This is a genomic window from Lentzea sp. NBRC 105346, from assembly GCF_030269605.1.
Taxonomy (GTDB): domain Bacteria; phylum Actinomycetota; class Actinomycetes; order Mycobacteriales; family Pseudonocardiaceae; genus Lentzea.
Genome location: NZ_BSTQ01000010.1, coordinates 275,796 through 287,781, shown reverse-complemented (window position 1 = coordinate 287,781; position 11,986 = coordinate 275,796). Strand labels below are relative to the sequence as shown.

Genomic DNA, 11,986 nt, shown 5'->3' with positions numbered 1-11,986 from the left:
AGTTGAGCTCACTCGCCCAAAATCTCGCTGATCACGTCTTAGCGGCACCGCGGCAAAAGATCGACACAGAGGTGTTATACGCCGCGGCAACTGCCTTCGATCGCAGTCTCGCGACAGCGCCGACTGCACGTCGAGAGATTCGTGACGCGCTAGATGAGCTTGTCACCGCCGGGATGGTGGCATTTCCGGTTTCGTCGAGGCACTTCGACACAAGAGACGTACCGCCTTTGCCCATGTGGGTGCGTCGTCCACCGCGTGAGCAGGTCACTCGCCAGGCTAAGGCCGCGCGCGTTTGGCCGCAATCTCTGGAGGTGGCTGGCCGGATAGCGACCAGGAATGACGAGATCGCATTGCTTGAGACAGTGGCAGCCTTTCTCCGCGACGGAGGTGAGAGCCGTCCGAGCGTGCCGATGAGAGAGCGCTCGTTGGAGCTCTTTGGCGACGAGAAACGACTCGATGGGCTCGTGACGACGCGGATGTTCACCTCCGGCGCACTCACGCTGAGCCTCCTGCGCTGTCACACGGTGCCCATTCCGTTTGTCTCCCAGTGGATTCCAGGTACGGAAGACGTCAAAGGTGTGGCGCTGCTCATCGCAGAGAACCACCACACCTACGCGTCCTTGCTGGAAGTCACGCGACAGCGCGCAGCCGCTGGCGGTCCAGGGCGACACGTCGGCTATGGCACTGGTAGTCAGTTTCCATCAGCGGTTCTGTCCGTGCCGTTGTTGTCTCCACTACCGGATCGCATCGTGTACTTCGGCGACGTGGATCTAAAGGGTCTGCAGATTCCAGCAGCGGCGAGTATCGCTGCGACTCGCGCTGGGTTGCCTGCCGTTGTTCCAGCGTTGCCTCTGTACGAGGTGCTCTTTGAGTTGGGGTGCGATCGGTCTGCCACGCAGGTAACCATGGCTGTGGCTGCCGAAGCTTCGGCATGGCTTGGACCTCTCGCCCAAAGAGGATGTGATGCGTTGGCCAGTGGAGTCCGATATCCGCAGGAAGCAATCGGCTATGACCTTCTCATGATCCGTGGGGACGTGCTCGATCAAGTTTGATGACGCCGACCGGGAGCGTTCGGAACGCGTGCTGTCAGGCACGCCCGCGCTTTGCTTTGCACGGGAGTGCCCGACAACTTTGACCCGACTCAGTAGAACTCGCCGTCGGTGCGGATCTGCAGCGTCACCTTCGTGTTCATGGTGCCGTTGTTCGTGGCGCACGCGCTGTAGTAGCCGGCGCCGGGGAACGTGCCGAGCGACGAGCGCACCTCCGCGGCCCAGTTGGTGACCAGGCCCGGCGAGCCCGTCCACGGGATCGTCACGCCGTTGTACTGCAGCTTGAACTTGGCGCCCTGGTTGGTGGCCATCCCGTCGCCTCTCGCCTGGAAGTAGGCGTACTGACCGATGCACCACTGCTCACCGGGCACGAGGGTCTTGGTGATCTGCGGCGAGGCGGACGCGGAGGTCGAGGCGGCGAGCAGGGCGATGCCGGTGGCAACGGTGGCGGTGGCGATCTTGGCGAACATCGGGGTTTCTCCTTCTGCCGGAGGCGGATTTGCGATGTGCAGAAGGTAGAAACCGGGGATGACCGGTCGGCAGACCGTTCTCAGACCACTTGTGGACCGATTGTCATCCGCGGACCTCGCCGAGAGCTTCGACCAGCCGGGCGGGCAGCGCGATGGTGCCGTGGCCCTCGGTGGACACCGTGGCGTAGACGATGCGGCCGGTGCACGTGACGTCCCCGTCCCGGCGGAAGGCGAAGTCGAGGGTGAAGCTCTTCCCGCCGATCCGGGACGGGCTGACCAGGACCTCGGTCAGGTCCCGGTTCTTCACCCCGGCGGCGAAGTCGAGCTCCACGTGCACGACGTGCACGTCGAACCCCATGCCCTGCCAGTCCTTGTACGGCAGGCCGCGCTCGACGAAGAACGCGTCGACGGCCTCGTCGGCGTAGGCCAGGTACCACATGTTGAACATGACGCCCTGGCCGTCGATCTCGTAGAAGCGCGGGGTGAACGAGAAGCAGGGCGCCACGCCGTCGAAAGCAGTCATGATCCTCATCATCGCTGGTGAGGGCCGCGATGTCCGGGTTTCTCCCCGATGTCCGGGGCTGGGTGGTCGCCGTACCGTCACGGCAACAGCGCACTAGCGGGAGTGTGAACATGGCCGCCACCAGAGACCGGAAAGTCGTGCTGTCCACGCTGTGGATCTTCGCGGTGCTCAACTACGCCTACGCCGACATCATCGGGTTGTTCTTCAATCCGGTGCTGCAGAAGGAAGAACACGAGCGGCTGCTGTCCGGCTACGTTGTGGACATCCCCATCACCCAGGGGTTCGTCCTGATCATGGCCGTCCTCATGGAGACCGCGATCGTGATGGTCCTGCTGGCGCGGCTGCTTCCGCGCGGCGTGAACCGGTGGGCCAACGTCGTCGCCGGCGTGCTGCACACGGCGGCGGTGACCTGGTCGCTGACCGGCGGGCCGGTGAACGTCTTCTACGCGTTCTTCGCCACCATCGAAGTGGCCTGCACCGTGTTCATTGTTTGGTATGCCTGGACTTGGCCTCGTCCGCAGCCGGCGGGTGAGCTCGCGAACCAGCCAGTTCCTGCCACAGGATCTCGGTGATGCGCGCGACGCCGGCCGTGAGATGGCGACGGTAGGTCGTCATCGGCAGGTCGAGCAGCTCGGCGGCGGCCGCCTGCGTCTCGGCGGGCTGCAGGTAGGTGTGGTGCAGCACGCGGAACGTCCGGCGGTCGCGCGGTGACGCCTCCATGACTCGGGCGGCCCGCGTGATGTCGTCCCGGCCGATCGGCGCACCCCGCAGGCGGTCCGGGCGGGTGAAGTCGCGCAACGCCGTGCGCACGGCCTCGGCGAACTCGGCCTCGCTCAGCACGCGCGGGGCGTCCGGGACCTCTGTGGCCTGCTCGCGGTCGGCCAGCAGGGCCATCCACTGCATCGGTGGCACGGCGTGCCAGTCGTGGCCGAACACGCCGAACCGCTTGCCGTCCAGGGTGAAGTCCTCGCCGGGCAGACGGTGGAAGTCGGTGTAGCGGAAGGCTTCCGTCCAGAAGTCCGGGTCGGCGCACACCACGTTCACCTGGCCGAGTCCCGGTGTGGTCAGGTAGCGGCGGACGAGGTGCAGCGTGATGAACATCTGCACCGGCGACACGGCCTGGTAGGTGTCCAGCGCCATCCAGTGGCGGACCAGCAGCGTGCCGTCGGCGACCGGCGCGACGATCAGGCCGACGGCCGCACCGTCGCGATTCCTGATGACCGACACGGAATGCGGTTGTTCGCGGTACCAGCGGTCCGCCTCGGACGCCGACTCCTCGCCCTCGTGCACGGCGATCACCTCGCGCAGCGAGTTCCATTCCACATCGGACGTTCGCGTGACGGCGAAGTCGTCGGCCGCGGCGTTGACGTGCTTGAGGTACGGGCCCAGCACGGGTGAGTCACGGTGCAGGAACGCGAAGTCGAGCAGAACGGCCTGCTGCGCCGGGAACTGCTGCTGGTAGTACGTCCGGGCCCGTTGGTGGAGAAGCGAATAGGCGTCCGGCTGGCGCCAGCGCAGTTCCGTGGCCAGGGTTTCGCGGACGAAGTCGTGCAGCACCAGGCCGCGCGGCGCATAGTCCATGATGGACAGATCGCGCAGCCAGTCGAAGATCACGCGCGCGTCCGGCACGTCCAGCAACGCCGCGAGCAGCGGTTCCGTGGTGACCAGGACCTGTGAGCAGGCCTCCAGCGCGGTCAGGTGCAACGGGGACGGCACGGTGCCGATCAGGCTGCGCAGCAGGGTGTTGAGCACCTCGGGTGTGGCCGTGATGTTCGGCAGGTCGGACTGGGCGCAGACGTCCGCGAGCAGCGCCAGCGCGAGTGGGTGACCGTGGGTGAACTCCAGTGCCTGCTCGTGTTTGTCGTCCGAAACACCGCGTAGCCGCAGCAGTTCGCGGCCGGTGTCGCGGTCGAGGTTGGTGAGACGGATCGTCCGGATGAGGCTGCGCCAGCCGGGGTCCGTGCGGAACGCGACGGACGGCGGTTCGCGGCCCGCGATGGCGACCACGACGTCGTCGCCGAGGTGGGGGAGCAGCTCCTCGCGCAGCCACGTGTCGACCAGTTCGGCGTTGTCCACCAGCACGGCCGCGTGTTCGGCCTCCACCCTGGCGACGGGGTCGCGGCCGTCGAGCCAGACGACCTCGCGGCCGGCGTCCTCGGCGAGCCAGCCGAACTGTCGCAACAGTGTGGACTTACCCGTGCCCCCAGGTCCGTGGACGAACAGGATCGCTTCGGTCGCGCCCGGCCGCAGCAGCAGGCGGAACTCGTCCAGTTCGCCGGCGCGTCCGACGAACGCCCGTCTTCGTGCCGCAGTGATGCGTTCCGCCAGTCGTGCCATCCATCAGAGTGTTGGCAACGATTTCGTGGCGCGCAACGGCCATCGGGGGATATAACAGCGCGGGGAGAGGGGGTTCGATGTCCGAACCACGGTGGGATTCCCTGCTCAGCGGCGACCCGTCCCAGGTGGAACGGGGAATCGACGACTGGGTCGAGGGCGTGCGCCAGCGGGCCGATCGGATGCAGCAGGTTCGCGACCAGGTCGACCGCATCCAGATCACCGAGACGAGCGGCGCCGTCTCCGTCACCGTCGACGCGAACGGCGTGCCGACCGACATCCGGTTCGACGACGCGGCGTCGCGGGTGCGCCCGAGCGAGCTCGGCCCGCTCGTCATGGGCTGCCTGCGAAGAGCGCAGTCGCGCATCTCGGAGCGAGTGCGTGAGGCGACGGCCGCCGCGGTCGGCGACGACCTGCCGGAGACGCGACGGATGCTCGTCGACAACTACCGCCGGCGGTTCGGTGAGGCCGAGCCGGAGGCGCCACGGCCGAAGCCGCGTACCGACGACGACATTCCCGACGAATCGTTCTTCGAATGAGGCGGCCATGAGTGGTGGGTACGAGGTGCTGCCCGCCGAACTGCGGGCGCACGCCGAGAAGATCGACCGGCTGGCGGCCCGGCTCGGCGAGGCGTTGTTCGCCGCCCGGCACGTCCGGATGCAGACCGACGCCTACGGCAAGATCTGCTCGTTCATCCCGCCGCTGATGGACGACGTCGCGCAGGAGGCGTTCGACGCGCTCGCCGCCGGCCAGAACGGAGTCACCGAGATCGCCACGAACATCCGGCACACCGCGGACGAGTACGAGCGGCGTGAGGACGACGCGGCCGTGATGTTCGGGAACCTCTGATGACGAACCCGCTGATCGCGCAGGAACAGGACAGCACCCGCTGGTACACGGGAATCGGTATCGCCGAGTCGGTCGCCGACGTCGCGCAGGGCATCGAGAGCGGCAGCTGGATCGACATCGGGCTCGGCGTCCTGGGTGTCGGGCTCGAGGGACTCAGCATCTACGTCGACCCGCTCGGCTCGCTGCTGTCGGCCGGCTTCGCGTGGCTGATCGAGCACGTCAAACCGTTGTCCGACGTGCTCGACTGGCTGGCGGGCAACGCCGACCTCGTCGCCGCGCATGCCAGGACGTGGAAGAACGTCGCGAAGGCCGTCGCCGACGTCAAGGACGACTACACGCGCGACTTCACCGCCGACACCGCGGGCTGGCAGGGCAAGGCCGGGGACGCCTATCGCGCGGCCGCCACCAACACCGCCAGCGTGCTCGGCAGCGCCGCGACGGCGTCGGAGAGCTTCGGCTCGGCGGTCGAGATGGCGGGCGTCGTCGTCGCTGTGGTGCGCGAGTTCGTTCGCGACCTCGTGGCGGACCTGTGCGGCCGGCTCATCTCGTGGGCCGCCGAAGCGATCTTCACTCTCGGCCTCGCGGCGCCAGTCGTGGCCGCGCAGGCGTCCGCCGCGGTGGCGCGGTGGGCGGGCAAGATCGCCGAGATCGTCAAGAAGCTCGTCCGCACCATGAACCGGCTGATGCCGTTGCTGCGCAAGCTCGGCGACATCTTCGCCAAGGTCCGCAAGGTGCTGCACGACCTGCGCAAGCCGTTGCGCAAGGCCGACGACATCCCGATCCCCGGCCAGACCGGCGGCAAACGCCCGAAGCACACCGGCTCGGTCGACTCGATCCTCAAGGCCGACCGCTGGGCGGACGACGCCTACCAGGCGATCCGGCACTCCGACGACCTCGACGACCTGACGAAGCACATGTCCGACGTGCCGCGGCTCGACGGCAGTCGCGGGTTCAGCCGCGCCGAGCTGGAGCAGATCAAGAAGCACGTGTTCGACGAGCTGCATCCGTTGGAGGGACACAGCGGCGGCACGGTGATGGCCCGGTTCGACTCGAACCCCGACATGGCCGAGGCGTGGCTGCGGCTGCGGTCCGGCCGGGGTAAACCGGAGGACCTGGCGCTGCTCGAGCACGAGCTGGCGGAGAGCCGATACTGGCAGCAGCACCCGAACGCGTCGTACCGCGAGGCGCACGGGGCGGCGAACAAGGTGTCCAACTGGCAGGACCGGATTCCGGAGCCCACCAACGAGGACTTCAGCGCACCCTGGAGGTAGGGCCGGATGGCCATGCTCGTGTACCTGCACAAGGAAGAGGACACGCCGGAGCGGCTTCGCTACCGGTTCCACACCGACGGTGGTGCGGACCGCTACCTCGTGCTGGACAAACAGGCCGACACGATCCTGCCCGACGACGGCCGTCCCGACGCCGTGTTCCAGGCCGCGGCCCGAAAGCTGGCCCGCGCGTGGCACGGCGGCGAGGCCCCGGAGAGGCTGGTCTACCAGGCGTAACGGCGCCGGGATCAGCGCGATGTCAGGGGTATGGCCGACACCTGTTACCTCTGCGCGGCCCAGGACGGCATCGCCACCTGCGCCGTCTGCACCGCGACCGCATGCGCCCACCACGGTGAGCTGGTCCCCTTCCGCTGCGTCGACTGCATCACGGCCGGCGCCGCGCGCAGGGCGTTGTCCGCGGGGCCCGAACCCCGCTCTTTCGCCGACGAGGCCCCGAGACTGGCGGCGGCCGGGCGGTCACTGATGGATCACCGGTTCGTCGACGACCTGCACCACGCGCTGAAGCAGTTCACGACCGACCCCGAAGCCGTCTGGCTGCAGGTTCGCGAACGGCTCGGATCGGACGTTCTGGTAGAGCGGGTGAGTGGCGAGATGCGTACCATCGAGCCGCCATCCGATCCGAGCCGCAACCGGGCCGAGTACGCCGCGGCGGTGCTGGCCGCCGCCGTCGCCGCGCGCCGGGGGTGGTCGTTGGAGCGGTCGATCCTCCAGTTGCCGGGAGGTCCGCAGATGCCGGTGCCGGTGCTCCTGCTCGACACGATGCTGATGGTGCGGCTCGCGTCCTCACTGGGTTTCTGATGCTGCGCGTCGTCGAGAGCGACAAACTCTCCGGCTCGACGGCGTGGGCGCGCTGCGACCGCCTCCGGCTGGCCAGCGGCGACACCGTGCGCCTGGTCGTGGCCGGGCACGAGGAGGCCCGCGTCTACGTGACGCTGCGGGAAGGCGTCGTGTTCGAGAACGTCCTGGCGGTCTCGCCGTCGGTGTGGTCGCGGTTGCACGACCTGACCGGGTCCGGCCACATCGAGGCCGAGCCCGTGCCGCTGTCGTTCGCCGACGTGCTGCGGCGCAAGCTGACCAGGGCGCACGTGGCCGGCGTGCTCGCACTGATGGCGGCCGCGCTCATGCTGGCTCTGGTCGTCGCGACGGCTCTGACCGGACCGTCCGCTTCCGTCGTGGTCACGGTGGTCACGGTGGGCACGGTCGGTGCGGCGCTCGGCATCGCGGCATTCGTGATCGCCTGGCGTGGGCCGGATCGGATCGGATGATCACCGCGAGGTGAGGTACGACCGGATCTCCGCGAGGTGAGCGGGCCAGAGCCGGTGCGTCGTGTAGCCGGCCGGGCGTCGTTCGGGTTTCGCCATGTACGGGTTCAGCGGCCCGTCAACGTCGAGCAGGATCGCCGGGGTCGTCACCGCGCGATCGAAACACGCCAGGCCGCGAATGGTCACCCGATTTGCCCGGTCACGTGGATCGGATGAATAACCTTCCGTTGTCGATCTGGCGGCTTACGCTGTCGACGTGTCGACCACACTGGGGTTCTTCTGCTCGCGCTGCGACCAGCGCCACGAGGGGATGCCGTTCGGCTACACCGCGGCGGCACCCGCGTACTGGCGGGATGAGTACGAGGGCCTGCCCGGTTACGTGCTCGGCGAGGAACAATGCGTGATCAACGACGAGCACTTCTTCGTGCGCGGCCGGATCGTGCTGCCGGTGCTGGACTCGGACACCGACTTCGAGTGGGGCGTGTGGGTCTCGTTGAGCGAGACCAACTACGACCGCATGGGCGAGGTCTGGCATGACCCCGATCGGGTGAACGAGCCGCCGTACTTCGGCTGGCTGAGCACCGAGCTGCTCGTCTACGAGCCCAGCACGTTGAACCTCAAGACGAACCTGCACACGCAGGAGGTCGGCGTGCGGCCCACGGTCGAGCTGGAGCCGACCGATCATCCGCTGGCCGTCGAACAACGCCAGGGCATCACGCTGCAGCGCATCCAGGCGATCACGGAACGGGTACTGCACGGATAGCAAAGGGCCCGGCCCCCACGGGAGAGGGGCCGGGCCCGAGAACATCAGGCAGACGGCACGGAAGCCACGCCGGGGGCGAGGAACCGCTTGCCGGTCACCTTCTCCGAGATGCCGGACCGGTCCAGGTACGGCGTGATGCCGCCCAGCCAGAACGGCCAGCCCGCGCCGAGGATCATGCACAGGTCGATGTCCTGCGCCTCCTGCACCACGCCCTCGTCGAGCATGATGCGGATCTCCTCGGCCAGCGCCTCCAGAGCACGGGTCTTGACCTCGTCACCGGTCAGCGGCGACGAGCCGAACTCCCAGAGCTCGAGCACCTCGGGGTCGACCGTCTGGTTGCCGGCGGAATCCCACTGCCAGACACCGGTCTTGCCCGCCGCGACGAACTTCTTCATGTTCGGCGACACGGAGAAACGGTCGGGGAACGCCGCGTGCATCGTCTCGGACACGTGCAGCGCGACGGCCGAACCCACCAGCTGCAGCAGGATCATCGGCGTCATCGGCAGGCCGAGCGGGTCGGTCGCCTTGTCCGCCACCTCGAACGACGTGCCCTCGTCGACCGACTTGATGACCTCGCCCATGAAGCGGGTCAGCAGGCGGTTCACGACGAACGCCGGGGCGTCCTTCACCAGCACGCAGGACTTCTTGAGCTCCTTGCCGATCTTGAACGCCGTCGCCAGCGTCGCGTCGTCGGTCTGCTCGGCGCGCACGATCTCCAGCAGCGGCATGACCGCGACCGGGTTGAAGAAGTGGAAGCCCACGACCCGCTCGGGGTGCTTCAGCTTCGACGCCATGTCCGTGATGGACAGTGACGACGTGTTGGTCGCGAGGATCGCCTCGGGGGAGACGTGCTCCTCGACCTCGGCGAACACCTGCTGCTTCACCGCGAGGTCCTCGAACACGGCCTCGATGACGAAGTCGGCGTCGGAGAACGCGGCCTTGTCCAGCGAGCCCGAGACGAGCGCCTTGAGGCGGTTCGCCTCGTCCGGCGAGATGCGCTTCTTGCCCAGCAGCTTGTCGACCTCGGAGTGGACGTAGCCGACGCCCTTGTCCACTCGCGCCTGGTCGATGTCGGTCAGCACGACCGGCACGTGCAGGCGACGCAGGAACAGCAGCGCCATCTGCGAGGCCATCAGGCCCGCGCCGACGATGCCGACCTTGGTCACGTTGCGCGCCAACGACTTGTCCGGCGCACCGGCCGGCCGCTTCGCGCGCTTCTGCACCAGGTTGAACGAGTACAGGCCCGCGCGCAGCTCGTCGCTCATGACGAGGTCCGCGAGGCCCTCGGTCTCGGCGGCGTAGCCCTTCTCGAGGTCGTTCTCGCGCGCCAGCTCCAGCAGCGCCAGCGCCTTCTCCGCACCGGGAGCGGCGCCCTTGGTCTTGCCGGCGACGATGGCCTTGGCGCGCGCGACGGCCGCGTCCCACGCCTCACCGCGGTCGATCTCCTTGCGGGGCACCGAGATCTCGCCACGCACCACACCGGACAGCCACAGCAGCGACTGCTCCAGGTAGTCCGCGGAGTCGAACAGCACGTCCGCGATGCCCAGCTTCAGCGCCTCGGCGGGCTTGAGCATCTTGTTCTGGTTCAACGCGTTCTCGAAGATCACGGTGACCGCGTCGTTCGCACCGATCAGGTTCGGCAGCAGCTGCGTGCCGCCCCAGCCCGGGAACAGGCCCAGGAACACCTCGGGCAGCGCGATCGCGGCCGCGTTCGACGCCAGCGTCCGGTAGTGGCACGACAGCGCCAGCTCCAGGCCGCCACCCATGACCGCGCCGTTGATGAACGCGAACGTCGGGATGTCCGAGTCGGTGAACTTCTTGAAGACGTCGTGGCCCAGCTTGCCGATCGTCAGACCCTGCGAGCGGTCCGTCGCGCCCTCGACGGCGGTCAGGTCCGCGCCCACGGCGAAGATGAACGGCTTGCCGGTCACGGCGATCGCGGCCGGCGAGGCGGCGTACGCCTCGTCGAACGCGGCGCCCAGCGACACCAGCGACTGCGGGCCGAACGTCGACGGACGCGTGTGGTCCAGGCCGTTGTCGATCGTGATGATCGCGACCGGCTTGTCCAGACCGGGCACGGAGATCAGCCGGGTCTTGGCGTGCGTGACGACCTCGTCGGGGAAGATCGCCTTTGCTTCCTCAGCGGTGATGGTCACTTGTCGCCACTCCAGTTCGGGTTCTCCCAGATGACAGTTCCGCCCATGCCGATACCGATGCACATGGTGGTGAGGCCGTAGCGGACGTCCGGCCGCTCGGCGAACTGACGCGACAGCTGCGTCATCAACCGGACACCCGAAGAGGCGAGCGGGTGGCCCGTGGCGATCGCGCCGCCCCACTGGTTCACGCGCGGGTCGTCGTCGGCGATCTTGAAGTGGTCGAGGAACGCCAGCACCTGCACGGCGAACGCCTCGTTGATCTCGAACAGGCCGATGTCCTCAATGGACAGACCGGCCCGCTCGAGCGCCTTCTCGGTGGCGGGGACGGGACCCACGCCCATGACCTCGGGCTCGACGCCGAGGAACGAGTAGCCGACCATCCGCATGCCGATCGGCAGACCGAGCGAACGCGCGGTCTCCTCCTCGGCGAGGATGCAGCCGGTCGCGCCGTCGTTCAGGCCGGCCGCGTTGCCCGCGGTGACCCGGCCGTGCGGGCGGAACGGCGTCTTGAGCTTGCCGAGGTCCTCGACCGTGGTGCCCGGACGCGGCGGCTCGTCGGCCGTCGCGAGGCCCCAGCCGTGCTCGGCGGAACGCGTGGCGACGGGGACCAGCTCGGGGCCGATCTTGCCCGCCTTCACCGCGGCGTCGTACTTGGCCTGCGAGGCCGCGGCGTACGCGTCGGCGCGGTCCTTGGTGATCTCCGGGAACCGGTCGTGCAGGTTCTCGGCGGTCTGACCCATCACGAGCGCGCTGGTGTCGACGATCCGGTCGGACAGGAAGCGCGGGTTCGGGTCGACGCCCTCGCCCATCGGGTGCCGGCCCATGTGCTCGACACCGCCCGCGATGGCCACGTCGTAGGCGCCGAACGCGATGCCGCTCGCCGCCGTGGTGACGGCGGTCATCGCGCCGGCGCACATGCGGTCGACGGAGTAACCGGGTACGGACTTCGGCAGGCCCGCCAGCAGTGCGGCGGTGCGGCCGATGGTGAGGCCCTGGTCGCCGATCTGGGTGGTCGCGGCGATCGCGACCTCGTCCACGCGCTCCGGCGGCAGCTCGGGGTGCCTGCGCAGCAGCTCACGGATCACCTTGACGACGAGGTCGTCGGCGCGGGTCTCGGCGAAAATGCCCTTCGGGCCGGCCTTGCCGAACGGCGTCCGAACGCCGTCGACGAAGACCACGTTCCGAACGCGTGCCGGCGCTGCTGGTGCGGCCACGGCTCTCCTCCACTCGTGGTGAACAACTCTGTCCAACCGGCTAGGGGCGCGAGTCCTACCGGCCGGTAACGACCACT

15 protein-coding genes are annotated in these 11,986 nt (G+C 68.2%); 9 read left to right on the top strand and 6 right to left on the bottom strand.

Going from position 1 to position 11,986, the window contains the following annotated elements; all coding sequences use genetic code 11:
* The first annotated feature begins 2 nt into the window (after window positions 1–2).
* Window positions 3–1,052 carry a hypothetical protein gene (locus QSK35_RS22720; RefSeq protein WP_285749395.1) on the top strand — a complete coding sequence of 350 codons (1,050 nt, stop codon included), beginning with the start codon at window positions 3–5 and terminating at the stop codon, window positions 1,050–1,052.
* A gap of 89 nt (window positions 1,053–1,141) precedes the next feature.
* Here QSK35_RS22720 and QSK35_RS22715 read toward each other — a convergent pair whose 3' ends face one another.
* Together QSK35_RS22715 and QSK35_RS22710 are read right to left on the bottom strand one after the other, a co-directional pair.
* Entirely contained in the window at window positions 1,142–1,519 is a 378-nt protein-coding gene (locus QSK35_RS22715) for a hypothetical protein (RefSeq protein ID WP_285749393.1), read from the bottom strand.
* A 103-nt stretch (window positions 1,520–1,622) separates the two neighbouring features.
* Entirely contained in the window at window positions 1,623–2,042 is a 420-nt protein-coding gene (locus QSK35_RS22710; protein WP_285749390.1) for an acyl-CoA thioesterase, read from the bottom strand.
* Window positions 2,043–2,152: 110 nt separating this feature from the next.
* Between QSK35_RS22710 and QSK35_RS22705 the strand changes: the two genes are divergently transcribed.
* Entirely contained in the window at window positions 2,153–2,614 is a 462-nt protein-coding gene (locus QSK35_RS22705; protein WP_285749388.1) for a DUF6326 family protein, read from the top strand.
* Here the strand turns inward: QSK35_RS22705 and QSK35_RS22700 are convergent.
* Window positions 2,526–4,379, bottom strand: coding sequence for an ATP-binding protein (locus tag QSK35_RS22700; protein ID WP_285749386.1), 1,854 nt, complete (start codon window positions 4,377–4,379; stop codon window positions 2,526–2,528). The genes QSK35_RS22705 and QSK35_RS22700 overlap by 89 nt on opposite strands.
* Window positions 4,380–4,456: 77 nt before the next feature.
* Here QSK35_RS22700 and QSK35_RS22695 point away from each other — a divergent pair, with 77 nt between their 5' ends.
* The 6 genes from QSK35_RS22695 to QSK35_RS22670 are packed head-to-tail and all read left to right on the top strand — an operon-like array spanning window position 4,457 to window position 7,779.
* The gene (locus tag QSK35_RS22695) at window positions 4,457–4,915 is read left to right on the top strand and encodes a YbaB/EbfC family nucleoid-associated protein (RefSeq protein ID WP_285749384.1); all 459 of its coding nucleotides are present in this window, start codon (window positions 4,457–4,459) and stop codon (window positions 4,913–4,915) included.
* 7 nt (window positions 4,916–4,922) lie between these two features.
* Entirely contained in the window at window positions 4,923–5,225 is a 303-nt protein-coding gene (locus tag QSK35_RS22690) for a type VII secretion target (RefSeq protein WP_285749382.1), read from the top strand.
* Complete coding sequence (locus QSK35_RS22685; RefSeq protein ID WP_285749380.1) at window positions 5,225–6,496, top strand: WXG100 family type VII secretion target; 1,272 nt, start codon at window positions 5,225–5,227, stop codon at window positions 6,494–6,496. Before QSK35_RS22690 ends, QSK35_RS22685 begins: the two co-directional genes overlap by 1 nt.
* Window positions 6,497–6,502: 6 nt before the next feature.
* Window positions 6,503–6,730 carry a hypothetical protein gene (locus QSK35_RS22680; RefSeq protein WP_285749378.1) on the top strand — a complete coding sequence of 76 codons (228 nt, stop codon included), beginning with the start codon at window positions 6,503–6,505 and terminating at the stop codon, window positions 6,728–6,730.
* A 30-nt stretch (window positions 6,731–6,760) separates the two neighbouring features.
* On the top strand, window positions 6,761–7,312 hold the full coding sequence (locus tag QSK35_RS22675) for a hypothetical protein (protein WP_285749376.1): 552 nt from the start codon (window positions 6,761–6,763) through the stop codon (window positions 7,310–7,312).
* Window positions 7,312–7,779 (top strand): hypothetical protein, encoded by a 468-nt coding sequence (locus tag QSK35_RS22670; RefSeq protein ID WP_285749374.1) that lies wholly within the window; start codon window positions 7,312–7,314, stop codon window positions 7,777–7,779. The genes QSK35_RS22675 and QSK35_RS22670 overlap by 1 nt, the downstream gene beginning before the upstream one ends.
* Here QSK35_RS22670 and QSK35_RS22665 read toward each other — a convergent pair whose 3' ends face one another.
* Window positions 7,780–7,926, bottom strand: coding sequence for a hypothetical protein (locus tag QSK35_RS22665; protein ID WP_285749371.1), 147 nt, complete (start codon window positions 7,924–7,926; stop codon window positions 7,780–7,782). It abuts the gene before it with no gap.
* A 106-nt stretch (window positions 7,927–8,032) separates the two neighbouring features.
* Here QSK35_RS22665 and QSK35_RS22660 point away from each other — a divergent pair, with 106 nt between their 5' ends.
* Window positions 8,033–8,539, top strand: a complete 507-nt coding sequence (locus tag QSK35_RS22660; RefSeq protein WP_285749366.1) for a DUF2199 domain-containing protein — start codon at window positions 8,033–8,035, stop codon at window positions 8,537–8,539.
* 44 nt (window positions 8,540–8,583) lie between these two features.
* On the opposite strand, the gene QSK35_RS22655 is transcribed toward QSK35_RS22660, so the two are convergent.
* Window positions 8,584–10,695, bottom strand: a complete 2,112-nt coding sequence (locus QSK35_RS22655; RefSeq protein WP_285749365.1) for a 3-hydroxyacyl-CoA dehydrogenase NAD-binding domain-containing protein — start codon at window positions 10,693–10,695, stop codon at window positions 8,584–8,586.
* Window positions 10,692–11,909 carry a thiolase family protein gene (locus QSK35_RS22650; protein ID WP_285749363.1) on the bottom strand — a complete coding sequence of 406 codons (1,218 nt, stop codon included), beginning with the start codon at window positions 11,907–11,909 and terminating at the stop codon, window positions 10,692–10,694. The genes QSK35_RS22655 and QSK35_RS22650 overlap by 4 nt, the downstream gene beginning before the upstream one ends.
* Window positions 11,910–11,986: the final 77 nt, after the last annotated feature.

Bases quoted from the DNA above. Each gene is read 5' to 3' on its own strand.
- QSK35_RS22680 (WP_285749378.1), top strand. From the start codon at position 6,503: ATGGCCATGCTCGTGTACCTGCACAAGGAAGAGGACACGCCGGAGCGG.
- QSK35_RS22715 (WP_285749393.1), bottom strand. From the start codon at position 1,519: ATGTTCGCCAAGATCGCCACCGCCACCGTTGCCACCGGCATCGCCCTG.
- QSK35_RS22700 (WP_285749386.1), bottom strand. From the start codon at position 4,379: ATGGCACGACTGGCGGAACGCATCACTGCGGCACGAAGACGGGCGTTC.
- QSK35_RS22685 (WP_285749380.1), top strand. From the start codon at position 5,225: ATGACGAACCCGCTGATCGCGCAGGAACAGGACAGCACCCGCTGGTAC.
- QSK35_RS22695 (WP_285749384.1), top strand. From the start codon at position 4,457: ATGTCCGAACCACGGTGGGATTCCCTGCTCAGCGGCGACCCGTCCCAG.
- QSK35_RS22690 (WP_285749382.1), top strand. From the start codon at position 4,923: ATGAGTGGTGGGTACGAGGTGCTGCCCGCCGAACTGCGGGCGCACGCC.
- QSK35_RS22675 (WP_285749376.1), top strand. From the start codon at position 6,761: ATGGCCGACACCTGTTACCTCTGCGCGGCCCAGGACGGCATCGCCACC.
- QSK35_RS22670 (WP_285749374.1), top strand. From the start codon at position 7,312: ATGCTGCGCGTCGTCGAGAGCGACAAACTCTCCGGCTCGACGGCGTGG.
- QSK35_RS22710 (WP_285749390.1), bottom strand. From the start codon at position 2,042: ATGACTGCTTTCGACGGCGTGGCGCCCTGCTTCTCGTTCACCCCGCGC.
- QSK35_RS22705 (WP_285749388.1), top strand. From the start codon at position 2,153: ATGGCCGCCACCAGAGACCGGAAAGTCGTGCTGTCCACGCTGTGGATC.